This is a genomic window from Micromonospora sp. R77 (assembly GCF_022747945.1).
Lineage (GTDB): Bacteria > Actinomycetota > Actinomycetes > Mycobacteriales > Micromonosporaceae > Micromonospora.
The window spans coordinates 3,748,026-3,771,371 of sequence record NZ_JALDST010000001.1; the positions used below are offsets into that span (position 1 = coordinate 3,748,026).

The following is a 23,346-nucleotide window of genomic DNA, read 5'->3' on the forward strand; positions in this document are numbered from 1 at the left end:
GAAGGGGCCCCTTCTCACACCCGCTTCCGGGATCAGACCCGCCAGGTCCAGGCGTCGGCGACCCGGGTGGGTGGGCCGAAGAGCTGCTCCAGGGTGCCGCGCAGGGTCTGCGCGTGCGGCGCGTCGTCGGTCAGCGCCACGCAGGACGCCCCCCAGAAGCGGACGTCCCGGGCGGCCTGCCGGCGCTGGACGTCCCCGACCGCCGGCGCGACCCCCCGCTTCGCCACGTCGGCGAGCAGGGCCGAGGTGGGGCGCTTGAAGGTGCCCATGGTCGCCGAGCCGCCCCGCCCGTACGGGCCGATGAAGAAACCCTCCGGCATGCCGAACCCGGCGTCGGCGGCGGTCGCCCAGGCCATCGGCCACGGCTCCTTCGGGGTGGCCACCGGCACCGGCACCAGCACCCCGCCGGGGCGTACGCAGTCCCGCCAGTGGCCGCCGCTGATGAACTCGGGCACCGCCGGGCGGTCGGTGGTGGGCAGCGGCGACGGGAAGACGCTCAGCAGCGCGGCGGCGACGCCCAACGGCACCAGCCGACGGGCCCGTCCCGGCTCCCGCAGCGCCCGGTCGACGGCGAGGGTGAGCAGGGTGGCGGCCAACGGCAGCACGGCCAGGCCGAACCGCATCGGCAGCGCGCCGTCGACCACCGGCAACGTGCCCAGCAGGGCGTACGGGCCGGGCAGTCCGGTCCGGGTGCCGCCGAGGACCACCTCCGGCCCGAGCGAGAACGCGGCCATCACCACCGCCCCGGCGACGCAGGCGAGCACCACCGCGCGTCGCCCGAGCCACCCCGCGCAGGCGGCGGTGACCAGCAGCAGCGGCCAGCCGAGGAAGGTGTTGAACTCGGCCGGGCCGGTGGTGAGCCGGGACGCCCGGTCGCCGCCCAGCACCGAGAGCGGGGAGATCGTCGACCAGCTGCTCAGGTCGGCGGAGAAGTAGTGCGGGCTGAACATCCCGTCGGAGACGCCCTGCGGCCCGGCGAACTGGAACCACAGCGGGTACGCCAGCACGAGCAGCGCCGACCCGGCGGCCACCAGCAGTCCACCGGCGAAGGCGGGCAGCGCCCGGCGCAGCAGCGCCCGGTCGGCCACCCCGTACGCGACCGCCATGACCAGCAGGGTGAGCGCGGTGAGGAAGAGCACCTCCTCGCCGACGAAGACCTGGACGGTGACCGCGCCGGCCAGGCCCAGCGCCGACGTGGCGAGCCGACGGCGGTCCGGCCCGTCCGGGTGGGCGGCCGGGTCGGCGGCCCGCAGCAGCCGGACCACCAGCCAGACGATCACCGGGACCAGCCACTGGGCGGTCATGTGCAGGTGGGCGTTGCTCTGCGAGACCATGCCGGGCCCGAAGCCGCAGAGCGCCGCGCCCAGCCCGGCGGCGAGCCGGCGGGCCCGCAGCAGCCGGGTGAGGAGCAGGTACCAGGCGACCGCCGTGCCGGCGAGGTTGCCGGCGACCAGCAGCGCGAACGTCACCGGGGCGCCGACGGCCAGGGTGACCGGGGCGAGCAGCACCCCCAGCGCGATGACCGTGGTGTTGGCCATCAGGTTGACCCCGTCGGGCGCATTGAGCCGGTCGGTGAGCAGGCCGAAGTCGCCCAGCAGGGCACGCGAGTCGACGGCGAGGAACCACTCGTAGAGGGTCTGGTCCGCCGGGTTGAGGGCCAGTATCCGCTGCCCCGGGGCTGGCCACAGGCCGTGGGTGAGCCAGCCGGCCAGGACCACGAAGAGCACTCCGACCAGCAGGTCCGTACGGTGCCGGACGAGGCCGGCCCGCAGCCGGGCCGCCCGGGACGGACCGGCGACGGCCGGGCGGACGCCCTGGTCGGGATCGGGCCCGGGGGCCGTACGGGCTGTGCTGGTCACGGCCTCGACCCTAGTGGCGCGGCCCCCTCGGGGTACGCCGGGTCGCCGCGCAGCGGTTACGGTGACACTGCACCGCGTGTCGACACGGTGCGACGCCCGGGTGGTGGAACGGCAGACACGGCCGCCTTAAAAGCGGCTGCCGCAAGGCGTGCGGGTTCGAGACCCGCCCCGGGCACCGAGACTCTCAGCTTTCCCACAGCTTCGCGCACGGCGCGGGTATCCAGGCCCGTTTACCCTTGAGGGTGCACGTTCATCGTGCGACGACCCCCTGAGGGAGGCCTGAACAGTGAAGACCACGAACCCGGTGCTCGCCCGGCTCGGCCAGGCGGCCGAGCGTGAGCGGGCGGCCGGGTACGCCCAGCCCGGGCCGTACGGACAGCCCGGTTACCCCCAGCAGTACGCGCCGTACCAGCAGCAGCAGTACCCCGGGGTCGGCTACCCGGCCGCCCCGCCCACGGTCACCCCGATGACCCTGGACGACGTCGTCGTCAAGACGGTGCTGCTCCTGGGCGTCCTCGGCGTCTCCGCCGCGGCTGCCTGGGTGCTGGTGCCGGACGCCCTGGTCGGCGTCGCCTGGATCGGGGCCGCGGTGGTCGGCCTGGTGCTCGGCCTGATCATCTCGTTCTCCCGGATGGCCAACCCGGCGCTCGTCGTGGCGTACTCGATCGTCGAGGGCGTCTTCGTCGGCATGGTCAGCAAGGCCTTCGACACGCTCTACGACGGCATCGTGCTCCAGGCCGTGGTGGCCACCTTCGGCGTGTTCTTCCTGATGGCGACGCTGTACAAGGCGCGTGTCATCCGGGCCACCCCGAAGTTCGCCCGGATCATGATCTCGGTGATGGCCGGTCTCTTCGCGGTCATGCTGATCAACCTGGTGCTGGCCCTGTTCGGGGTCAACACCCACCTGCGCGACGGCAGCCCGCTGGCCATCGGCTTCAGCCTGGTCTGCATCGTGGTCGCCTCGCTGAGCTTCGTGCTCAACTTCGCCGAGATCGAGGACGGCGTCCGGATGGGGCTCCCGCAGCGCTACTCCTGGACGGCCGCCTTCGGCATCGTGGTCGGCCTGGTCTGGCTCTACCTGGAGGTGCTGCGCCTGCTCAGCTACTTCCAGGGCGACGACTGACCGCCCCGGCACACCCGGGCGACGCCCGCCTCCGCAACCGCGGCGGCGGGCGTCGCCGTTTCCCCGCCGGGCCGTCCGGGGTACGTCGGCGGCCCGGCCCGTGGGCAGCGCCTAGACTCGGCCCCGATGAGCGCAGCGGAACTTCTCCGGGTGGTCGGCCTGCTGGTCGGCCAGGTGGGGCACTGGCAGCAGCCCCGCTGGGCGGCGGTGGCCACCGGCGGGAACGTGTCCCGGGCCGACCTGGTGCACAAGCTGGTGCAGGAGATCGCCAACCTGGCTGCCGACGCCGAGGGCGAGCCGCGTCGGGACGTACCCCGGTCGGGGAACGACCTGGCGCTGCCCGATCAGCTCCGGGTGGTCGCCGCCGACCTGGTGGCCGCCGGCCCGCCGGACGAGGTGTTGGCCCGGGCCGCCGCGGCGGTGGCGGCGACCCGCGACGCGCTCTGACGCGGTCAGCCGCGCAGCCAGCGCCGCAGCTTCCGCCGCCGGACCCGGTCCCGGGCCGCCGCGACGGCCGGCAGGTCCCGGTCGGCGGTGGCCGCCTCCCGCGCGTGCAGCAGCCCGTAGGTGAAGGCGTTCTCCCCGTCGGCGTACGCGCGCAGCGCCTCCGCCGCAGCACCTCGCGGGCGACCGCCGAGTCCTGGTGGCCGCCGAGCCGGTCCTGGAGCTGCTTGAGCCGCCGCACGAGGGTGGCGGCCGGGCGGCCGGCGTCCGGCCGGCGCACCTCGACGGCGTACCGGGCGGTCTTGTACGCCTTCCGTGCCTCGTGCAGCGCGTCGTCGGCGGCCTCGGCGAGGGCGCGGTCCAGCCGGTCGTCGGCCCGGGTCAGCGCGCGGCGTACCCGCCGGTCGATCCAGCGCGGACCGACCGGGCGTGCCGGCGGCTCCTCGACCAGGGCGTCCAGCCGGCGCAGCAGGTCGGTCCATTGGTCGGCATCGAGCGCCTCCCGCAGGTCGGCCACGGCGGTGGCGAGGTCGGCGGCGAAGCGTGCGGTGAGCCGCGCCGCGACCGGCCCGAGCACCAGTTCGGGCGGTTCGGCGTGCACCGCGCCGGTGAGCCGCGCGGCCAGCACCTGGATGTCGCGCACCGCACCGAGCTGCGCGCCGACCCGGCGCAGCTCGGCCCGTACCGACTCGCTCTCCCGGCGGTCCCACAGCCCCCGGAAGGTCCGCAGGGTGGCCCGCAGCCGGCGGACCGCGACCCGCATGTCGTGGACGGCGTCCTCGTCCCCGCCCCGGGCAGCGGGGTGGCAGGTGACCAGCACGTCCCGCTGGGCGGCGGCGTAGCGCAGCACGGGTGCCGGTCCGGCGTCGACGTCCCCGCTCCGGAGGGCGGCGAGCCGGCCGGCGAGCGCCCGGTGCGACTTCGACACGGGTACGGGTCGCGCGCCGGCCGCCCGCAGCCGCTCCTCGACCGCGTCGAGCACCCCGTCGTCGCCCTCGACCAGCTCGACCTCGATCTCGTGCCACGCCTGCCGTTCGCCGGTGACCAGGTCCCGGCCCTCGACGGTGTCCTCGGCGACCTCGGCCAGCACCCGACCCTGCGCGTCGAGCAGCCGGCGTTCGACCCGGCGGGTGGTGACCCGGGCCGCCGGGGCGACGTCCCGGCCGCGGGCGGCGGCCCGGAACAGCGCGACGAGTTCCTCCGGCGGCCCGTCGTGGTCGGTGCCGGCGGGGAACTGGTGTTCGGTGCGGGCGCCGCCCGCCGCCCCGACCTTCAGGTGCCAGCCCGCGTCGTGCCCCCCGGTACGCCGGCGCAGCGCGAAACCGCTGCGGGCCAGCCGCAGGTCCGCCGTGTCCAGGTAGACGGCATCCAGGTCGAGGGCGGCGGCGTCGGACGTCGTCGCGACGCCACCGCACCCCGTCAGGTCCGGCAGCCGGAACCCGGCGTCACCGGCGTACTTGCGTTCCCGCTCCACGACCGTCGCCATGCCGGACCGGTACCCGGGCCGGTGTCCGGCGAACCGGTGTCAGCTGAGCCGCTCCAGCACCATGGCCATGCCCTGGCCGCCACCGACGCACATGGTCTCCAGGCCGATGGTCTTGTCGTGCCAGTCCAGCGCGTTGAGCAGGGTGCCGGTGATCCGGGCGCCGGTCATCCCGAACGGGTGGCCGACGGCGATCGCGCCGCCCATCACGTTCACCTTCTCCTCCGGGATGCCGAGCTGGCGATAGGAGGGGATGACCTGGGCGGCGAACGCCTCGTTGATCTCGACCAGGTCGACGTCGTCGACGGTCATGCCGGCCCGCTCCAGCGCCTGCTTCGATGCCTCGACCGGGCCCAGGCCCATGATTTCCGGCGAGAGCGCGGTAACCCCGGTGGAGATGATCCGGGCCAGCGGGGTGAGCCCCAGGTCCTTCGCCCGCTGGGCGCTCATCACCACCACGGCGGCGGCGCCGTCGTTCAGCGGGCAGCAGTTGCCGGCGGTGATCCGGCCGTCCGGCCGGAAGACCGGCTTGAGGCCGGCGACCGCCTCCAGGGTCACCCCGGCACGCGGGCCGTCGTCGGCGCTGACCACGGTGCCGTCCGGCGTGGTGACCGGGGTGATCTCCCGGGCCCAGAAGCCGTCGGCGATCGCCTTCTCGGCCAGGTTCTGGCTGCGGACGCCGAACGCGTCCATGTCCTCGCGGGTGATGTCGTGGACCTGGGCCAGGTTCTCGGCGGTCTGCCCCATGGCCAGGTAGATGTCCGGCAGTTGACCGGCCTCGCGCGGGTCGGTCCACACCTCGGCGCCGCCCTGTGCGCGGGCCGTCGACCGCGCGTGGGCCTCGGCGAAGCGCGGGTTCTCCCAGCGGCCACCGACCAGCGCCTGCGCCTCCGGCGGCAGCGTGTCGGAGTTGCCCCGGGCATAGCGGGAGACCATCTCCACGCCGGCGGAGATGAAGACGTCACCCTCGCCGGCCCGGATCGCGTGCATCGCCATCCGGGTGGTCTGCAGCGAGGACGCGCAGTAACGGGTCAGGGTGGCGCCCGGCAGGCCGTCCAGGCCCATCAGGGTGGCGACCACGCGGGCCATGTTGAAGCCCTGCTCGCCGCCGGGCAGCCCGCAACCCAGATAGAGATCGTCGATCTCGGTCGGGTCGAGCTGCGGGACCTTGCCCAGGGCGGCCTGGACGATGGTGGCCGCGAGGTCGTCCGGGCGGACCTCACGCAGCGAACCCTTGAACGCGCGCCCGATGGGGGAGCGGGCGGTGGCGACGATGACGGCGTCGCGGGACGACTCAATCGGCATGAGCCAACGTTAACGCGCGGGTAACTTGACGCGGAAGCTGGTCGCCCGGCGGGAAATGTCACCCCGCCGGGCGGTGGTCAGTGGTGCCGGGAGGCGACCGTCGCCGCCGCCTCGACGGCCGGCAGCAGGGCGTGCGCCCAGACCCGGTAGCCGTCGGCGGAGGGGTGGAAGCCGTCGTGGCAGAGCGTACCGGCGTCCGCCCGGAACACCGGGCCGGTCTCGGTGGCCAGGTCGACCACGCTGCCGCCCGCGTCCAGCACGGCCGTGGTCTGCGCGCGGGCCACCCGCCGCCCGGACCAGCCGAGCACCTGACGCAGCGGGGCGGCCACCGCGCGGACCGCGCCGAGGTCGGGGCAGGTGCCCACGACCACCTCGACGTGGGCCTCGCGCAGCCGGCGTACCGCCGACGCGAGATAGGCCGCGGCATCCGCCGGCCGGGCCAGCGCGGTGGCGTCGTTGGCGCCGATCAGGATCAACGCCACGTCGGGGCGCTCGCCGAGCAGCGCCCGGGCCACCTGGGTGGCCAGGTCGGTGGAGCGGGATCCGGCCACCCCCACGCTGGACAGGTGCACCTGGCGGCCGGTCGGACCCTCGGCGAGCAGGTGGGCGAGCTGCCCGCCGACGGTCTCGTCGAAGCGTTCGACGCCCACGCCGAGCGCGGAGGAGTCGCCGAGCAGCACCAACCGCAGCGGCGGGGCGCCCACCCGGCCGACCGTGGCGCGCAGGGCCAGGCTCAGCTCCGGCTGGGCGTACCGGCGGTTGCGGGCGGCGATGGCCTGACCGGCCAGCACGGCGGCACCGCCCACTGTGCCGGCGACCAGGGAGAGCGCCGCGGCCCGCCCGAGCCGTACCGCCAGCTCACTGCGTTCGTCCATCACGCCACCTCCCCGTGCCGGCCCTGCGCCCGTGCCCGCCACCGCCACCCTGACGGTCGACGCCGGCATGGGCCCGGACCGGGGGATGCCCGCCGATCCGCCCGCTCATGCCAGTTCCTCCAGTGTCGAGGAGTCGGCGGCGGCGCCGGCCTGCGGCACCGCCCCGACGCCGAAGAAGGCCCGCCGGCGCAGCTGCGCCCAACGCCCGCCCGGCCCCCGGTCCCGGCCCCGGACCTGGGTGCCGCTGACCTCGGTGCCGGCGTGCCGGGCCGCCTCGTGGGCCGCCTCCGGCAGCGACCGTACGCCTTCGCGCCCGGCGAGCGGCGCGCGGCGGTCCGGTCCGGTGCCGAGCGCCGACAGCACGGTCGGCAGCAGTGCCGCGGCGGCCATCGCGTACCCCTCCGCGGACGGGTGGAACCGGTCCCAGGCGAACATCCGGGCCGGCTCGGCCGCGAACCGGGGACCCAGCATGTCGCCCAGGGAGACCGTCCAGCCGCCCGCCTCGACCACCGCGACCGTCTGGGCGGCGGCGAGCTGCCGGCTCCAGCGTCGGGCCAGCCAGCGCAGCGGCGGCTGGATCGGCCGGATCGCACCGAGGTCGGGACAGGTGCCGACGACCACCTCGCAGCCGGCCGCCCGCAGCGCGCGGACCGCGTCGACCAGATAGCGCACCGCCACCGACGGCGGGGTGCGGTTGGTGACGTCGTTGCCGCCGATCAGGATGACCGCGACGTCCGGCGCGCACTCCAGGGCCGACTCGACCTGCGGTTTCAGCCCGGCCGACAGTGAGCCGACCACGGCGAACCGGTGCACCCGGACCGGCCGGTGCAGCCGCCGGGACAGGCCGGTGGCCAGCAGTGCCCCCGGCGTCTCCCGGCGGCGGTGCACGCCGTAGCCGGCGGCCGAGGAGTCGCCGAGGATGACCATGGTGAGCGGCCGGCCGGGAAACTTCGGGCCGTAGACGCCGTCGCAGCGGGGCGGCGGCGCCTCGGCCATCGGGATGGTGCGGCGGGCCTGGCGGGCCTGCCCGAGCAGGACCCCGCCGGTGGCGACCGTGGCCGCCACCGTGGCGCCCGTGCCGACCGCCGCGATGCGGGCGATCCGCCGGGCGCGCTGCCAACCCGCCGGTGCGACGGAACCAGCGTCCCCCATGAGCCGACAGTATCGCGCCGCCCCGCCACCCGCTCTCCCCGTGACAGCCGGAAGGTGGCTGGGAGGCGACGGTTCTGGGTACGACTTCCGACAGGGCCGCCGACGGACGGTCCGGCCGGCGGACCGGGGGCTTGCGCCCGGGGCGCATGCTGGTCGAGCGGAGAGGGGCGGACCATGGGGAAGACGTTGAAGCGGACGGCGGCGTTCACCGCGCTGGCCCGGGCACTGGCGGCCGGCGCACGGGGCGGTCCGTCGCTGGGTGAGCGCCTGCTGGCGTTGCCCCGGATGATGCGGGCCACCGCCCGGGGCGAGTACGACGGCGGGCTGCGGCTGGCCATGATGGCGGCCGCGACGGCGTACGTGGTCTCCCCGATCGACGTGGTGCCGGAGCTGTTCCTGGCCGTCCTCGGCCTGGTCGACGACGCGGTGATGGTCACCTGGCTGGCCGGCAGCGTGCTGTCGGAGACCGAGCGGTTCCTCGCCTGGGAGGCCGCTCGCGGCTCGGTCATCCCGGGGCATGTGACGCCCTGACGACACGTACCCTGGGCGACGAGAAGAAGTCTGCCCGGCCGCCGTCGCCGGCGCCGCAACGAAGGGCACAACGAGGTGCAGTACTACGACAACGTCGTCGACATGATCGGCAACACCCCGCTGGTACGGCTGCGTAACGTCACCGAGGGCATCCGGGCGACCGTCCTGGCAAAGGTGGAGTACCTCAACCCCGGCGGCTCGGTGAAGGACCGGATCGCGCTGCGGATGGTGGAGGACGCCGAGGCCGCGGGGATCCTGCGGCCGGGCGGCACCATCGTCGAGCCGACCAGCGGCAACACCGGCGTCGGGCTGGCCCTGGTGGCCCAGCTCAAGGGCTACAAGTGCGTCTTCGTCTGCCCGGACAAGGTCAGCCAGGACAAGCAGGACGTGCTGCGTGCGTACGGCGCCGAGGTGGTGGTCTGCCCGACCGCCGTCGCGCCGGAGGACCCGCGCTCCTACTACAACGTCTCCGACCGGCTGGCCCGGGAGATCCCCGGCGCCTGGAAGCCCGACCAGTACAGCAACCCGGCCAACCCGCGCTCGCACTACGAGACCACCGGGCCGGAGCTGTGGAAGCAGACCGAGGGTGGGCTGACCCACTTCGTGGCGGGCGTCGGCACCGGCGGCACCATCTCCGGCATCGGCCGCTACCTCAAGGAAGCCTCCGACGGGCGGGTCAAGGTCGTCGGCGCGGACCCGGAGGGCTCGGTCTACTCCGGCGGCACCGGCCGGCCGTACCTGGTCGAGGGCGTCGGCGAGGACTTCTGGCCGGAGACGTACGACCGCGGCATCGCCGACGAGATCGTGGAGGTCTCCGACAAGGAGTCCTTCGAGATGACCCGGCGGCTGGCCCGCGAGGAGGGGCTGCTGGTCGGCGGCTCCTGCGGGATGGCCGTGGTCGCGGCGCTGGAGGTGGCCCGCAAGGCCGGCCCGGACGACGTGGTCGTGGTGCTGCTGCCCGACAGCGGCAAGGGCTACCTGTCGAAGATCTTCAACGACACGTGGATGGCCCGGTACGGCTTCCTGGACAACTCGGGCACCGAGCCGACCGTCGCCGACGCGCTCGCCAACAAGCCGGGCGGCCTGCCCGAGCTGGTGCACGTGCACCCGACCGAGACGGTCCGCGACGCCATCGACTACATGCGGGAGTACGGCGTCTCCCAGCTCCCCGTGCTGAAGGCCGAGCCGCCGGTGGTGACCGGCGAGGTGGCCGGCTCGATCGCCGAGAAGGACCTGCTCGACGCGCTCTTCACCGGCCAGGCGCACCTGCACGACACGATCGAGCGGCACATGGCCGAGCCGCTGCCGATGATCGGCGGTGGTCAGCCGGTGAGCGAGGCGGTCGGCCTGCTGGAGAAGTCCGACGCGGCCCTGGTGCTGGTCGACGGCAAGCCGAAGGGCGTGCTCACCCGGCAGGACCTGCTGGCCCACCTCGGCGCCCGCTGACCGCAGGTAAGGAGGGGCCCCCTGTTAACGCCTCGTGCATAGCAGGGGGCCCCTCTTAACGCCCGGCACCAGCCCAGCCCACCCGGCCTCAGCCAGCCCCACGCGGTGCCACGTGTTAACAGGGGGCCCCTGCTATACCGCAGGCGTTAACAGGGGGCCCCTCCTTACACCTCTCGGGTGTAGCGGAGCTGGGGGACCAGGGCGGTGCCGATGTGGTCTTCGCGGCGCGCGCCGGTGGGTGTCCAGCCGCCCCGCTCGTAGAAGGTGCGGGCGGCGTGGTTGCGCTCCAGCACCCAGAGCACCGCCCGGGACCAGCCGCGCGCCCGCATGGCGGCCAGGGCGTCGACCATCAGCGCCCGCCCGGTGCCCCGGCCGCGTTCCTCCGGCGTCAGGTGGATGGCGTTGAGCAGCCCGGTCGCCGGGTCGCCCTCGTCGTCGGGGCCCAGATAGCTGAAGCCGACCAGCCGGCCGTCCCGCTCGGCCACGGTCATCCGGTGCTCGTCGCGTTCCCAGGTCCACCGTTCCGCCCAGTACGCCCCCATCGCCTCGGGGCTCGGGTCGGCCAGCGCCTCCGCCGGCAGGAACGACGAATAGGCGGCCACCCGGGACCGCTGGTGCAGGGCACCGACCGGGAGCAGGTCGTCGACGGTGGCGGGACGCAGCGTGACGGTCACCGGGCCGAGGGTACCCGCCGGGGCGGGACGGGCACGGTCGTCAGGTCCTCGGCGATCACCAGCTCCCCGGCGAAGTGTTCGCGGGCCTCGTCGTGGAAGCGGCGGGGGTCGGCGTACCGCTGGGAGAAGTGGGTGAGCACGAGGGTGCGTACCCCCGACTCGGTGGCCACCCGCGCGGCCTGCGCCGCGGTGAGGTGGCCGACCTCGGCGGCGAGGGCGGCCTCCGAGCTCAGGAACGTCGACTCGATGACCAGCAGGTCGGCGTGCTCGGCGAGGGCGTACACGCCGTCGCAGAGGCCGGTGTCCATGACGAAGGCGAACCGCTGGCCGGGTCGGGTCACGCTCACCTCGTCGCGGGTGACGCGACGCCCGCCGACGTCGAGGTGGCCGACGCGGAGCAACTCGCCGACCGCCGGACCGGCGATCCCGTACGCGGCCAGCCGCTCCGGCAGCATCCGGCAGCCGTCCGGCTCGACGAGCCGGTAGCCGTACGTCTCGATGGGGTGCCGCAGCCGGCGGGCCTCCAGCGTGCCGACGCCCAGGGTGATTCGCTGACCGTCCGCCTCGATCGGGGTGACGGCCAGCTCGGCGGTCTCGTGGAAGCTCGACGCGTGCCGCAGCCGGGCGAAGTATTCGGCGCCACCGGCGGGGAAGTGCACGGCCACCGGGTGCGGCACCCGGTCCAGGGAGAGCCGCTGGATGGTGCCGGGCAGGCCGAGGCAGTGGTCGCCGTGGAAGTGGGTGACGCAGATCCGGGTGAGGTCGGTCGCGGTGACCCCGGTGTGCAGCAGCTGCCGCTGGCTGCCCTCGCCCGGGTCGAAGAGGATGACCTCGTCGTCCCACCGCAGGACGTAGCCATTGTGGTTGCGGACCCGGGTCGGCGTCTGGCTGGCCGTCCCGAGCACCACCAGTTCACGCATCGACACGCTGGTCCCGTTCGCAGAAAGGGTCGACCCCCGGGGCGCTCCGCGCTGGTGCACGGGCCGACTGGACTGGGTCGGCACCCCGGGGGTCGGGTGGCTGTCTGGTATTCGCCGCACCGCTGCCACACGGTCTCGACGATGGTGCTGTGCCCGCCTCGCGGCGGACGAGTTCTCACTGTCGAGGACAGCGGCTAGCGGACAGCCACCTCACGAGTCCGATTGCTATACAAGTCTGGACCACCTCCTTTCACGTGTACCGCCACGCTATCCACTTCTCCGGGTCGGCGACAACGGATTTCTGATCACAGACCGACGGGGAATACCGGCGGGGTCAGTCGATGCCGATCGGGCCCTCGCGCGGGCCCTCCTCGGACGCCGGCTGGACCGCCAGGGACGGGAAGTCCGCCAGGTCGCCCTCCGGCTCGGCGTCCCACTCGGGGAAGACCAGGTCGCTCTGGAGATAGAGGCAGAGCAGCTGGGTGAGGTGGCGCAGCCCGTCCAGGTGGGTGCGCTCGTGCCCGTGGGTGGCGTCCACGCCGAAGCCGAGCAGCGCCACCCGGGCGTGCGCGCCCGCCTCGACGGCCGCCGCGACGTCCGAGCGGTAGTACTCGAAGACGTCCCGGACCAGGTCGACGTCGTGCTCCCGGGCGATGGCGGCCAGGTTGCGGGTCAGGTGGTAGTCGAACGGGCCGACGCCGTCGCCCATCGCGAGGGTCGCCGCGTCCTCCCGGGACTGCTGCCCGGGGGCGACCACCGCCGCGTCCACCGAGACGATCTCGGCGACGTCGGGATCGAGGCCGTGGCTGGCCCCGTGGCCGATCTCCTCGGTGACGGTGACCAGCAGGTGCGCGGTGACCGCCGGGGTGATCCCCGCGTCGACCAGCGCCTTGAACGCGGTGAGCACGGCGGCCACACCGGCCTTGTCGTCCAGGTGCCGGGACTTCACGTAACCGGCGGGGGTGACCATCGGGTTGGGCAGGAACGCCACGAAGTCGCCCGCGTCGATGCCGAGCGCGCGCAGGCCGGCGATGTCCTCGACCGGCTCGTCGAGCCGTACCTCGACGTGCTGCCAGCCGACGCCCTGGAGGTCGACGTCGTCGTTGTAGCGGTGCCCGCTGGCCTTGAGCGGCAGCACCTGGCCGGTGATCACCCGGTCCAGGTCGTCGGTGAAGATCCGCACGTGGGCGCCCTCGGCGAAGCGGGCGCTGTGCGTACCGATCGTCTTCAGCTCCAGCCGGCCGTTCTCCTTCAGCCGCTTCACCATCCCGCCGATGGTGTCGGTGTGCACCACGATCGCCCGGTCCGCACCGGTCTGCCGGGGGCCGGGCAGGCAGGCGCTCAGCGCGCCGCGCCGGGTCAGCGTGGAGGAGATGCCGAGGGCGGAGAGCCGTTCGCCGACGTACTGCTGGATGTGGTCGGTACGCCCCGACGGGCTGGGGATCTCCAGCAGCTCCACCAGCACCTGACGGAGGTAGTCGAGGTCGAGTTCCAGCGGCCGGGGGCTCATGCGGCACCTGCCGCGCCGGCCGGCGACCAGAGCCGCTGCGGTGCCCGGGTGCCGGGGAAGAGCAGGTCCACGAAACGCTCGGCGGTGGGCTGCGGCTCGTGGTTGGCCAGCCCGGGCCGCTCGTTCGCCTCGATGAAGACGTGCTCCGGCCGGTCGGCGGCGGGGACCAGCAGGTCCAGCCCGGTGACCGGGATGTCCAGCGCCCGGCTGGCCGCCACGCACGCCTCGGCGATGACCGGGTGCAGCTCGGCGGTCACGTCGTGGATGGTGCCGCCGGTGTGCAGGTTCGCGGTCCGGCGTACCGCGAGCACCTGGCCCTCGGCGAGCACGTCGTGCATCCGGTGGCCGGCCGCCGCGACCACCTCGCGGGTCATGTCGTCGATCGGGATGCGCGACTCCCCGCCGGTGGCGGCGGCCCGGCGCCGGCTCTGCCGGTCGATCAGCTCGGTGATGTCGTGCACCCCGTCCCCGGTGATCTGGGCGGGGCGGCGGACGGCGGCGGCGACCACCTCGTGGTCGATGACGACCACCCGCAGGTCCTCGCCGGCGCGCAGCTCCTCGATCAGCACCTCCGGGCAGAACCGGCGGGCCAGTTCGACGGCGGCGGTCAGCGCCTCGGGGGTGCGGACGCCGACGGTGATGCCGTTGCCCTGCTCGCCCCGGGCCGGCTTGACCACCACCGACCCGACGTCCGCCAGGAAGACCAGGTCGTCCGGCTCGCCGGTGGCGGTCCGGCCGCGCGGCACCGAGAGGCCGGCCTCCACCAGGATGCGGCGGGTGACCCGCTTGTCGTCGCAGCGGCTCATCGCCACCGCCGAGGTCAGCTCCGACAGCGACTCGCGGGTGTGCACGGTCCGGCCGCCGTTGGTCAGCCGCAGTTCACCCCAGCGCGGGTCGGTGACCTCCACCCGGATGCCGCGCCGCATCGCCTCGTCCGCGATGATCTTCGCGTACGGGTTGAGCTCGTCGTACCCGTCGGGCATGGCCGGCAGGAAGAGCCGCTCGTTGATCGGGTTCTTCCGCTTCACGCAGAGCGTGCCGGTGCGGTGGAAGCCGAGCCGTTCGTAGAGGCGGATCGCGCCGGAGTTCTCGGCCAGCACCGACAGGTCGACGAACGCCCGACCCCGCTCGTCGAGCCGGTCCGCCAGCTCCGACAGCAGCGCCTGTCCGGTGCCGGGCGGGGCGGTGTTGAAGTCGACGGTCAGGCACCAGAGGCTGGCCCCGTTCTCCGGGTCGGCGAAGACCGCCACGTGGTCGACGCCGGTGATGGTGCCGACGATCTCGCCGGTGGCCGCCTCGGCGACCAGGTGCAGGAAGCGGTCGCTGCCGGCGTTGTCGACCAGCACCTCCACCGGGGCGGTCACCATGCCGTTGCGGGCGTAGATGCGGTTCACCGCGTCCGCGTCGTCGGCGTCCCGCAGCGGCCGGATGGTCAGCCCGGGGACCTCGCCGCCCTCGGTGGCGGTCGGGCGCTGGCCGCCCAGCGGCAGCCGGTAGGTCAGCGACGGGTCGATGAACAGCTCGTCCGGCAGCCGGGAGACCAGCACGTGCGGGTCGCGCAGATAGATGCAGATGTCCCGGGCGCCTGCCGCCTCGGAGCGCAGCACGTGCGCGACCTCCGCCTGCTCGGTGAAGGTCTGCCCGAAGACCAGCCGGCCCCAGCCGCAGTCCAGCACCACACCGCCGTCGTCATCGGGGCGGGTGCTGGGCTCGGGGGTGCCCGGGGCGACCGGGTCGCCGCCCGGGCCGACCCGCTCGCGGCGGCGGCCGAGCACCCGTTCCCGATCGGTCCGCGCGGTTCCGGTGGCGAGGGTGTCGGTCACGGTCAGGCGATTCCGTGGCTCTGGAGCCACATTTCCAGGAGTCCCAGTTGCCACAGCTTGTTTCCGTTCAACGGGGTGAGTTCGGCGTTGGGGTCGGCGACCAGCGCGTCGACGTAGTCGGCGCGGAACAGGCCACGTCGGCGGGCCTCGGGCGCGGTGAGCGCGTCCTGCACCCGGTCGAGGAGCTTGCCCTCCAGGTGGGTGAGGCCGGGCACCGGGAAGTAGCCCTTGGGCCGGTCGATGACCTCGTGCGGGAGGACCCGACGGCCGATCTCCTTGAGCACGCCCTTGCCGCCCTGGGCCAGCTTCAGCTCCGGCGGGCAGCTCGCCGCCAGCTCCACGAACTCGTGGTCGAGGAACGGCACCCGGGCCTCCAGCCCGTGCGCCATGGTCATGTTGTCGACCCGCTTCACCGGGTCGTCGGTCAGCATCACCTGGGTGTCGATCCGCAGGCCGGCGTCGACCGCGGTCTGCGCTCCCGGCCGCCCCAGGTGGGCGGCGACGAACTCCCGCGCCGGGTCGCCGTCGGCCAGCCACGCCGGGTCGAGCACCCGCGCCAGCCCGGCCGCGTCCCGGTCGAAGAACGCCTTCGCGTACGTGTCGAGCGCCTGCTCCCGGTCCACCCCGGCCAGCGGCGGGTACCAGTGGTAGCCGCCGAGGATCTCGTCCGCGCCCTGGCCGGACTGGACCACCTTGACGTGCCGGGCGACCTCCTGGCTGAGCAGCCAGAACGCCACGCAGTCGTGGCTGACCATCGGCTCGCTCATGGCAGCCACTGCGGCCTCCAGCGGCGGCAGCAGGTCGCCGGTGGGCACCCTGATCTGGTGGTGGTCGGTGCCGAAGGTCTTCGCCACCAGGTCGGAGTAGACGAACTCGTCGCCCTCCCGGCCGCCGACCGCGTCGAAGCCGATGGAGAAGGTGGAGAGTCCCGACTGCCCCTCCCCGGCGAGCAGCGCGACCACCAGGCTGGAGTCCAGCCCGCCGGAGAGCAGCACGCCGACCGGCACGTCGGCGACCATCCGGCGGCGCACCGCCGTGGTCAGCGACTCCAGCAGGGCGTCCTGCCAGTCCCGCTCGGACCAGTCGGCCCGCTCGGCGGCCCGGCTGAAGGCCGGGTCCCAGTAGACCCGCTCGCGGGTGGAGCCGTCCGCCTCGTAGACCCGGACGGTGGCCGGGGGGAGCTTGGCGACGCCGCGCAGGATGGTCCGCGGCGGCGGCACGATGCTGTGGAAACTCAGGTAGTGGGCGAGCGCCACCGGGTCGATGCTCGTGTCGATCCCGCCGCCGGCCAGCAGCGCCGGCAGGGTGGAGGCGAAGCGGACCACGCCGGGGGTCTCGGCGACGTAGAGCGGCTTGATGCCGAGCCGGTCCCGGGCCAGCACGAGGCGGCCGGTGTCCCGCTCGCTGATCGCCACGGCGAACATGCCGATCAGGTGGTCGACGAAGTCGAGCCCCCACTCGGCGTACGCCTTGACCACGACCTCGCTGTCGCCCGAGGAGAAGAAGCGGTGCCCCTTGGCCTGCAACTCGGCGCGCAGCTCGCGGTAGTTGTAGATGCAGCCGTTGAAGACGCCGGTCAGGCCCGAGGCGGCGTCGACCAGCGGTTGGCCGCTGGCCGCCGACAGGTCGATGATCTTCAGTCGACGGTGCCCGAGCGCCGTCGGGCCCTGTGACCAGACGCCACTGTCGTCCGGTCCCCGGTCACTCATCGTGGCCGCCATCCGCTCCACCGCCGACACGTCGGCGCGTGAGCCGTCACGACGGAACTCCCCAGCCAGTCCGCACATGCCAGGGAATGGTGCCAGAGGATGGCGCAGTTCGCCCGTTGAGATGATGTCACTGGCGTTACGTGATTGCTAAGATGCACGCCGTCATTCCGAGGGCGGACGTGCGGGCTGCCGACGGGCGGATTCCGGCAACGCTCCGTTACCGGTTTCGACCGGCTCCGCTCCGGTGCCCGAAAAGACCCGGGCCTGCGTTGTGACAAACACCGCAGGCCCGGAAACGCACCTCGGACCGATCAACCGGCGGTACGGGCCACGCCCACCGGGCAGCTCAGCCCGTTGGGACCGTGGTTGCAGTAGCCGTTCGGGTTCTTGGACCCTGGCGCAGGGTGTAGTACTTCGCAGCTGGGGCCGCCGACCTCCCAGTCAACTCATCACCCCGAACCGTCGGACCTCCTGGGGCCAGCCGCATGCTTCCGCGATCTTGCCGGCCCACATCCGGGCCGTTTCCTCGTCGGCCACGTCCACCACGGTCAGCCCGCCCAGCCACTCCTTGGTTTCGACGTAGGGCCCGTCGGTGAACATCAATGCGCCGCTCGTGGCGTCGGCACTGAAGACGGGGCCGTCTTCCTCCAGTCCCCCGGCGAACACGTAAGCCCCGGCTGCCTTGATCTCGTCCACGACCGCCGCGGCGAGTGGCCCACGCCCGCGAAACCACTCCTCGGTGTGGTCACCAACCCACTGCTGGTTGAAGTAGATGAGGTACTCGGCCATGTCTGCTCCCTCGTCCCGGGCGGACCCGTCGTCCACCTCCATCTTCGCTACGAACGGTGTCGGGCGGATACGACACTCCGGCCGGAAATTTCCAGACCCCAACACGGAACAAGGCCACCGGGTCGGAACCCAGTGGCCTTGCCAGTTACCGCAATGGGTTGTCAGTGAGCGGCGCTGGACGTGCGGGCCACCCCGACGGGGCAGGTCATGCCGTTGGGGCCGTGGTTGCAATAGCCACCCGGATTTTTCGTGGGCGCCAGGTACTGCTGGTGGTAGTCCTCGGCGAAGTAGTAGTCGCCGAGCGGTGCGATCTCCGTGGTGATCTCACCCTTGCCGGCCTGTGCCACGATCGGCGCGAACGCGTCCCGGGACGCCTGCGCGGCGGCGAGCTGCTCCTCGGTGGTGGTGTAGATCGCCGACCGGTACTGGGTGCCCACGTCGTTGCCCTGACGCATGCCCTGCGTCGGGTCGTGGTTCTCCCAGAAGACCTTGAGCAGGTCCTCGTAGCTGATCTTCGCGGGGTCGTAGACCACCTGGACCACCTCGGCGTGCCCGGTCATCCCGGAGCAGACCTCCTCGTACGTCGGGTTCCGGGTGCTGCCACCCGCGTAACCCGCCGACGTGGTGAGCACGCCCGGGAGGGTCCAGAACAGTCGCTCGGCGCCCCAGAAGCAGCCCATCCCGAAGACGGCGACCTGCGAGCCCTCGGGGAAGGGGCCCTTCAGCGAGGAGGGCAGCACCTCGTGCCGGTCGCTGACCGGCATCGGCAGCGGCCGGCCCGGCAGGGCCTGGTCGGGGGTGGGCAACTCGGCCTTCATGCGGCGAAGGAACACGGTGGGACTCCTCTCGTACCTCTCCCCGCGTGCAACGCCGCCGGGCCCCACTTCCTTACCCGCCCTGCGGCGGATCACCGGACCCGGTCAGGAGTCGGCCACGATGGCGATCATGAGCAGGATGAACAGCGCGAACGGGATGGCGAGGCCGATGATGGTCATCGGTCGCATGAGCAGTCCCGGACCCGGATCCATCGGGCGCTGGTGCGGGTGGACCGGCGTCGGCGCCGGCAGGTTGCGCACCTTGCCGCTGACGATCAGGTTCCAGAGCACCGTGAACGGGGTGACCAGGAACGAGATGTAGCCCCACCAGCCCTGGACCAGGGTCTTGGAGGTCATCTCCCGGAACGTCGCCAACCCGCAGTCGCGGCAGTACGGCCCCGGCATGCTCAGGAACCGCATGATCACCAACATGCCCTGGTGACCCCGGAAGGTGGTCTTCACCGCCGGCACGCTGCCGCAGAACCGGCACTGGAGCTGCGGCCCGAAGCCCGCCTGCGCACCGGGCTGCCCGACGGGATACCCCTGGCCCGGGTGGACCTGCTGGCCCGGATACACGTGCTGGCCCGGATACACGTGCTGGGTCGGGTAGGTGGCCTGTCCGGGGTGGGCCGGGTGGCCGGCGTACCCGGTCTGGCCGGCGTACGCGCCGGGTGCCGGCGGTCCCGGCTGCGGTGCGGGGTGCCCCGAGGGGTAGGTCGGCGGCTGCTGGCCGGGCGGCGGGGGATGGGCGGGGGCGGCCGGATACTGCGGGTAGGACATGACTCACCTGGGGGCTGGGTCCGAACAGGGCGGGTCATGCTACTGCGGGGCGACTCGGGCCCGCTGTCCCTTCGGGCCACCCGCCGTCACGTCAACGCGGCGGCGATCCGGTCGGCGTACCCCCGGGCCTCGTCGTCACCGGAGTAGCGGGTGCGCGGCCAGAAGAAGCCGCGCAGGCCGTCGCCCTTGGTCCGGGGCACCACGTGGGTGTGCAGGTGCGGGACCGACTGCGACACCTTGTTGTTCACCGCCACGAACGTCCCGCCGGCCCCCAGGCCGGTCTCCACCGCCAGCGCGAGCCGCTGGACCAGCGCGAAGTAGCCCGGCAGCGCGGCGGCCGGCAGGTCGGTCAGGGTGACCAGGTGGGCGCGCGGCACGACCAGCACGTGCCCCTTGAACACCGGCCGGGTGTCCAGGAACGCGACCCCGTCCGGCTCGTCCACGACGACGGAGGCCGGCACCTCGCCCGCCACGATCCCGCAGAACACGCACCCGCTCATCCGGGCAGCCTATTACCGGTGCCTCCGGCGTGCCTTCGCGCGGACGTCACGGCTCGTCGAGGTAGCTCTCCCAGTCGTCCTCGGTCACGCCCGACGGCCCGACCTCTCCATTGGCCAGCCTGGTTCTGATGTCGGCTTCCCATCGGGACGCCCAGCCAGCCAGATCCTGCGTGTCCGCATCGGTCAACCCGTACGAAGCGAAGGTTTCCGTATCGAGCTCGTGCATTCCGCCCAGTCGGTCGGCGAGTTCCTCCAGGGAGAAGCCGGCGGTGTGGCGAGCGCCGAGATGCTCCAACTCGCTCCAGTGCATGAGCTGGTTGGCCGCCCGGATGTCTATGTAGTCCCTGTGCGCGGCTCGGTCATGCAGAGCCCTCACCTTGAGTCCGATGGCATCCTCCAGCGCGAGCACCGGTCCGATGCTCAGTGTTGCCGGCGGCCCGATCGCCTCTTTCAGCAGGTCCACTTCGCATGCCACGGCCTCTCCGGTAACCAGCAGTCTGGCCATGCGGCCACCCGCCTCGATGACCTTCGCGGTGAAGCCCGCCTGGATGTAGGCCTCGACGAGGCGCGAAGTCACCGCCGGAAGGGGTAGCGCCGTGGCGGTCGCGAAATCGATGTCCCGGGACGGACGGTTCACCAGATTGTGTGCGGAGAGCGCGTAGCCGCCCGCCAGCACCAGTCCCAGGTCGTCACCCGCGTCGAAGCCGATACGTAACAGGCGCTGGTGCAGGACATCCACGTCAGGCGGCCAGCTCGGGGAGTCGTCGTTCCCAGACCGCGACCAGCCGGCGGGCGGTCAGTCTGCGAATACGTGGCCAGTCCTGACGTAGGAGGTCCGCGTTGACATAGCGGGTGATGTCATAGCGTTGACCGCAGTCGATCAGCGTCCGGTACAACGTCAGCCGCTGGCGAGGATCGGCCACGTCGAATTCTGTCAGGCCCGACCAGGCCAGCCGGAGCGGTAACGTCACTCGCCCCTCATCGGGACCAGCCAGGGACGCCAGGGACTCCGGGATGCGTTCGGCCGCCCCGGCCAGGCGGGACGGCAGGAGGGCGGGCGTGGTCACGGGACCAGTATGGCCCAGCACCCGCCGGCATCGTGGGCACCCCGCGGACGGATCGCCTGTGGTACTCATTTACGTGTCTGGATCAGCACGCACGGGGGCTGTGCTGTCGTGGCGTCAACGGTCGACCGTGCGCGGTCGTGCCCGGGGCGCGCGTGGTCGTGGCCGCCGTCGAGGTGGTCCCGGCCCCTCCCCGCGGCCGCCGCCTCGAGCGACGGTCGCCGTCGCGAAAGGACGATGCGTGCGCATCAACAGACGCTCCCTGCTCGCCGTCACCACCCTGACCGTCGGGCTGCTCGCGGTCGCGCCGACCACCGGCGCCGCCGCCGCGACCGGCCAGCGGGCCGTCGCCCTGCCGCTGGCCGCCGCGGCCGACGTCGTGTCCAGCGGTGACCGGGTCTTCGTCAGCGGCGGGCGCCAGGCCACCGACGTGGTGGTCACCGCCGCCAACGGTGACCTGGTGGGCACCCTCGGCGGCCTGCCCGGCCCCACCGACCTGCTGCTCAGCCCCGACCGGCAGACCCTCTACGTGGCGCTGCCGACCGCCAACGCGATCGCCGCGTTCAACACCGGCACGCTGACCGAGTTCGCCCGTTGGAGCACCGGTGCCGCCGCCTGCCCGTCCTCGCTGGCCCTGACCGGCCGTTACCTCTGGTTCGGGTACGGCTGTGGCTCGTGGGGCGGCAACATCGGTCGGCTCGACCTCGGCCGGCAGCCCGCCGTGCTCGCCACCGGTCTGGCCCCGCAGGACTACTATGACGCGCCGCTGCTGGCCGCCGCCGGGCAGAACCGGTCGGTGCTGCTGGCCGGGCAGCCCGGACTGAGCCCCGCCTCGGTCTACGCGTACGGCATCGGCACCGCGGGGCGCTGACCACGCTGCGGACCAACGAATTCTCCGCGGTCGGCAGCAACCTGCGCGACGTGGCCCTCGACCCCGCGGGCACCACCCTCTACACCGCCGCCGGCGCCCCGTACGCGGTGCAGGCCTTCCCGTTCGCCGACATCACCACCCCCTCGGCGACCTACGCCACCGGCGCCTACCCGAACGCCGTCGAGGTGTCGCGCGACGGCACCCGGATCGCCGCCGGCGCCGACGCCTCGTACGACCCGGACGTCTTCGTCTTCGCCCCCGACGGCACCGAGCAGGCCCGCTACGAACTCGGCGGCACCCTGGTCCCCGGCGCGCTGGCCTGGCAGCCGAACGCGGCCCGGCTCTACGCGGTCACCTCGGACTGGACCGGGGCCACCCCGGCCACCCTGCACGTGCTGACCGTCCCGGCGGTCTGACCACCGGTGCCCGTCCCGGTCGGCTCCGGCCGGGACGGGGCCGGCACGACAGGGTCTAAGCCACTTTCCATACCAGTGGGCGGGACGGCGCACTAGCCTCTCGGGAATGAGTCACGGCTTCGAGACGCTCGCCATCCACGCCGGCCAGGACCCTGAGTCCCGCACCGGCGCGGTGATCCCCCCGATCTACCAGACCAGCACCTATGCCCAGGACGCCGTCGGCGCGCCCCGGCAGGGCTACGAATACAGCCGCTCCGGCAACCCCACCCGCGACGCCCTCCAGGAGTGCCTGGCCGCGCTGGAGGGCGGTCCGGTCGGCCTCGCCTTCGCCAGCGGCCTGGCCGCCGAGGACACCCTGCTGCGGACCGTCTGCAAGCCGGGTGACCACGTGGTGATCCCGGACGACGCGTACGGCGGCACGTACCGGCTCTTCGCCAAGGTCGCCGAGCGGTGGGGGCTGGCGTACACCCCGGCCAAGGTCTCCGACGCGGACGCCGTGCGGGCCGCGATCCGGCCGGGCAGCACGAAGATCGTCTGGGTGGAGACGCCGACGAACCCGCTGCTCGGCATCGCCGACATCGCCGCCCTGGCCGCCGTGGCGCACGACGCCGGTGCGCTGCTGGTGGTCGACAACACCTTCGCCTCGCCCTACCTCCAGCAGCCGATCGCGCACGGTGCCGACGTGGTGGTCCACTCCACCACCAAGTACGTCGGCGGGCACTCCGACGTGGTCGGTGGTGCGCTGATCGCCGCGGACACCGGGCTCGGCGACGAGCTGCGCTACCACCAGAACGCGATGGGCGCGGTCAACGGGCCCTTCGACGCCTGGCTCACCCTGCGCGGCATCAAGACCCTCGGCGTACGGATGGACCGGCACTGCGACAACGCCGAGCGGATCGCCGCCTACCTGGACGGGCACGCCAAGGTGGCCCAGGTCATCTACCCGGGCCTGCCGTCGCACCCGGGGCACGAGGTGGCCGCCAAGCAGATGCGCCGCTTCGGCGGCATGATCTCGTTCCGTGCCGCCGGCGGTGAGGAGCACGCGGTCGAGATCTGCAACCGGGCCCGGCTCTTCGTGCTCGCCGAGTCGTTGGGCGGGGTGGAGTCCCTGATCGAGCACCCGGGTCGGATGACACACGCAAGTGCTGCCGGCTCGCCGCTTGAAGTTCCCGGCGATCTCGTGCGACTGTCTGTCGGCATCGAGACGGTCGACGACCTGCTCGCCGATCTGGAGCAGGCGCTGGGCTGACCGCGGGG

At 73.2% G+C, this 23,346-nt stretch carries 22 protein-coding genes, 1 tRNA gene and 2 pseudogenes; 8 read left to right on the plus strand and 17 right to left on the minus strand.

Annotated features, from left to right (window positions below; all coding sequences use genetic code 11):
* Positions 1 to 32 precede the first annotated feature (32 nt).
* Positions 33 to 1,859 carry a hypothetical protein gene (locus MRQ36_RS17625; RefSeq protein WP_242796905.1) on the minus strand — a complete coding sequence of 609 codons (1,827 nt, stop codon included), beginning with the start codon at positions 1,857 to 1,859 and terminating at the stop codon, positions 33 to 35.
* A gap of 94 nt (positions 1,860 to 1,953) precedes the next feature.
* Between MRQ36_RS17625 and MRQ36_RS17630 the strand changes: the two genes are divergently transcribed.
* The 3 genes from MRQ36_RS17630 (at position 1,954) to MRQ36_RS17640 (ending at position 3,429) form a co-directional block, all read left to right on the plus strand.
* Positions 1,954 to 2,034, plus strand: a tRNA-Leu gene (locus tag MRQ36_RS17630).
* Positions 2,035 to 2,145: 111 nt separating this feature from the next.
* Positions 2,146 to 2,982, plus strand: a complete 837-nt coding sequence (locus MRQ36_RS17635) for a Bax inhibitor-1/YccA family protein (RefSeq protein WP_242796907.1) — start codon at positions 2,146 to 2,148, stop codon at positions 2,980 to 2,982.
* Positions 2,983 to 3,108: 126 nt separating this feature from the next.
* On the plus strand, positions 3,109 to 3,429 hold the full coding sequence (locus MRQ36_RS17640) for a hypothetical protein (RefSeq protein ID WP_242801192.1): 321 nt from the start codon (positions 3,109 to 3,111) through the stop codon (positions 3,427 to 3,429).
* Between the two features lie 223 nt (positions 3,430 to 3,652).
* Here MRQ36_RS17640 and MRQ36_RS17645 read toward each other — a convergent pair.
* From MRQ36_RS17645 to MRQ36_RS17660, 4 genes and pseudogenes are all read right to left on the minus strand, one after another.
* A pseudogene (locus MRQ36_RS17645) lies at positions 3,653 to 4,912 on the minus strand (CHAD domain-containing protein); the annotation flags it as partial.
* Between the two features lie 39 nt (positions 4,913 to 4,951).
* A complete protein-coding gene (locus MRQ36_RS17650) occupies positions 4,952 to 6,214 on the minus strand; it encodes an acetyl-CoA C-acetyltransferase (protein WP_242796909.1) in 1,263 nt (420 codons plus the stop codon).
* A gap of 77 nt (positions 6,215 to 6,291) precedes the next feature.
* Entirely contained in the window at positions 6,292 to 7,089 is a 798-nt protein-coding gene (locus tag MRQ36_RS17655; protein WP_242796911.1) for an SGNH/GDSL hydrolase family protein, read from the minus strand.
* A gap of 105 nt (positions 7,090 to 7,194) precedes the next feature.
* A complete protein-coding gene (locus MRQ36_RS17660) occupies positions 7,195 to 8,241 on the minus strand; it encodes an SGNH/GDSL hydrolase family protein (protein ID WP_242796913.1) in 1,047 nt (348 codons plus the stop codon).
* A 174-nt stretch (positions 8,242 to 8,415) separates the two neighbouring features.
* Between MRQ36_RS17660 and MRQ36_RS17665 the strand changes: the two genes are divergently transcribed.
* Together MRQ36_RS17665 and MRQ36_RS17670 are read left to right on the plus strand one after the other, a co-directional pair.
* Positions 8,416 to 8,772, plus strand: coding sequence for a YkvA family protein (locus MRQ36_RS17665; RefSeq protein WP_242796915.1), 357 nt, complete (start codon positions 8,416 to 8,418; stop codon positions 8,770 to 8,772).
* A 75-nt stretch (positions 8,773 to 8,847) separates the two neighbouring features.
* The gene (locus MRQ36_RS17670; RefSeq protein WP_242796917.1) at positions 8,848 to 10,218 is read left to right on the plus strand and encodes a cystathionine beta-synthase; all 1,371 of its coding nucleotides are present in this window, start codon (positions 8,848 to 8,850) and stop codon (positions 10,216 to 10,218) included.
* Positions 10,219 to 10,382: 164 nt separating this feature from the next.
* Here the strand turns inward: MRQ36_RS17670 and MRQ36_RS17675 are convergent, their stop codons facing one another.
* The 12 genes and pseudogenes from MRQ36_RS17675 to MRQ36_RS17725 all read right to left on the minus strand — a co-directional run bounded on the left by MRQ36_RS17675 (position 10,383) and on the right by MRQ36_RS17725 (position 20,805).
* Positions 10,383 to 10,892: a GNAT family N-acetyltransferase gene (locus MRQ36_RS17675; protein WP_242796919.1), complete on the minus strand. Its 510-nt coding sequence runs from the start codon at positions 10,890 to 10,892 to the stop codon at positions 10,383 to 10,385.
* On the minus strand, positions 10,889 to 11,818 hold the full coding sequence (locus tag MRQ36_RS17680; protein WP_242796921.1) for a ribonuclease Z: 930 nt from the start codon (positions 11,816 to 11,818) through the stop codon (positions 10,889 to 10,891). Before MRQ36_RS17680 ends, MRQ36_RS17675 begins: the two co-directional genes overlap by 4 nt.
* Before the next feature lie 328 nt (positions 11,819 to 12,146).
* A complete protein-coding gene (locus MRQ36_RS17685) occupies positions 12,147 to 13,322 on the minus strand; it encodes an osmoprotectant NAGGN system M42 family peptidase (protein ID WP_242796923.1) in 1,176 nt (391 codons plus the stop codon).
* Complete coding sequence (gene ngg / locus MRQ36_RS17690; protein WP_242796925.1) at positions 13,319 to 15,145, minus strand: N-acetylglutaminylglutamine synthetase; 1,827 nt, start codon at positions 15,143 to 15,145, stop codon at positions 13,319 to 13,321. Before ngg ends, MRQ36_RS17685 begins: the two co-directional genes overlap by 4 nt.
* 2 nt (positions 15,146 to 15,147) lie before the next feature.
* On the minus strand, positions 15,148 to 16,932 hold the full coding sequence (locus tag MRQ36_RS17695; RefSeq protein WP_242796927.1) for an N-acetylglutaminylglutamine amidotransferase: 1,785 nt from the start codon (positions 16,930 to 16,932) through the stop codon (positions 15,148 to 15,150).
* A gap of 233 nt (positions 16,933 to 17,165) precedes the next feature.
* A pseudogene (locus tag MRQ36_RS34465) lies at positions 17,166 to 17,246 on the minus strand (peptide-methionine (S)-S-oxide reductase); the annotation flags it as partial.
* Positions 17,247 to 17,295: 49 nt separating this feature from the next.
* Positions 17,296 to 17,643: a YciI family protein gene (locus MRQ36_RS17700; RefSeq protein WP_216932118.1), complete on the minus strand. Its 348-nt coding sequence runs from the start codon at positions 17,641 to 17,643 to the stop codon at positions 17,296 to 17,298.
* Positions 17,644 to 17,804: 161 nt separating this feature from the next.
* Complete coding sequence (gene msrA, locus MRQ36_RS17705; protein ID WP_242796929.1) at positions 17,805 to 18,476, minus strand: peptide-methionine (S)-S-oxide reductase MsrA; 672 nt, start codon at positions 18,474 to 18,476, stop codon at positions 17,805 to 17,807.
* An 87-nt stretch (positions 18,477 to 18,563) separates the two neighbouring features.
* A complete protein-coding gene (locus MRQ36_RS17710; RefSeq protein WP_242796930.1) occupies positions 18,564 to 19,238 on the minus strand; it encodes a hypothetical protein in 675 nt (224 codons plus the stop codon).
* Positions 19,239 to 19,324: 86 nt separating this feature from the next.
* Positions 19,325 to 19,738 carry an HIT family protein gene (locus tag MRQ36_RS17715; protein WP_242796931.1) on the minus strand — a complete coding sequence of 138 codons (414 nt, stop codon included), beginning with the start codon at positions 19,736 to 19,738 and terminating at the stop codon, positions 19,325 to 19,327.
* Between the two features lie 46 nt (positions 19,739 to 19,784).
* Positions 19,785 to 20,477, minus strand: coding sequence for a nucleotidyl transferase AbiEii/AbiGii toxin family protein (locus tag MRQ36_RS17720; RefSeq protein WP_242796932.1), 693 nt, complete (start codon positions 20,475 to 20,477; stop codon positions 19,785 to 19,787).
* Between the two features lies 1 nt (position 20,478).
* A complete protein-coding gene (locus MRQ36_RS17725) occupies positions 20,479 to 20,805 on the minus strand; it encodes a hypothetical protein (RefSeq protein WP_242796934.1) in 327 nt (108 codons plus the stop codon).
* A gap of 238 nt (positions 20,806 to 21,043) precedes the next feature.
* On the opposite strand from MRQ36_RS17725, the gene MRQ36_RS17730 reads away from it, so the two are divergent.
* From MRQ36_RS17730 to MRQ36_RS17740, 3 genes are all read left to right on the plus strand, one after another.
* Positions 21,044 to 21,673 carry a YncE family protein gene (locus MRQ36_RS17730; protein ID WP_242796936.1) on the plus strand — a complete coding sequence of 210 codons (630 nt, stop codon included), beginning with the start codon at positions 21,044 to 21,046 and terminating at the stop codon, positions 21,671 to 21,673.
* A 50-nt stretch (positions 21,674 to 21,723) separates the two neighbouring features.
* The gene (locus tag MRQ36_RS17735) at positions 21,724 to 22,089 is read left to right on the plus strand and encodes a hypothetical protein (RefSeq protein WP_242796938.1); all 366 of its coding nucleotides are present in this window, start codon (positions 21,724 to 21,726) and stop codon (positions 22,087 to 22,089) included.
* Positions 22,090 to 22,195: 106 nt separating this feature from the next.
* Positions 22,196 to 23,338 (plus strand): cystathionine gamma-synthase, encoded by a 1,143-nt coding sequence (locus tag MRQ36_RS17740; RefSeq protein WP_242796940.1) that lies wholly within the window; start codon positions 22,196 to 22,198, stop codon positions 23,336 to 23,338.
* Positions 23,339 to 23,346 lie beyond the last annotated feature (8 nt).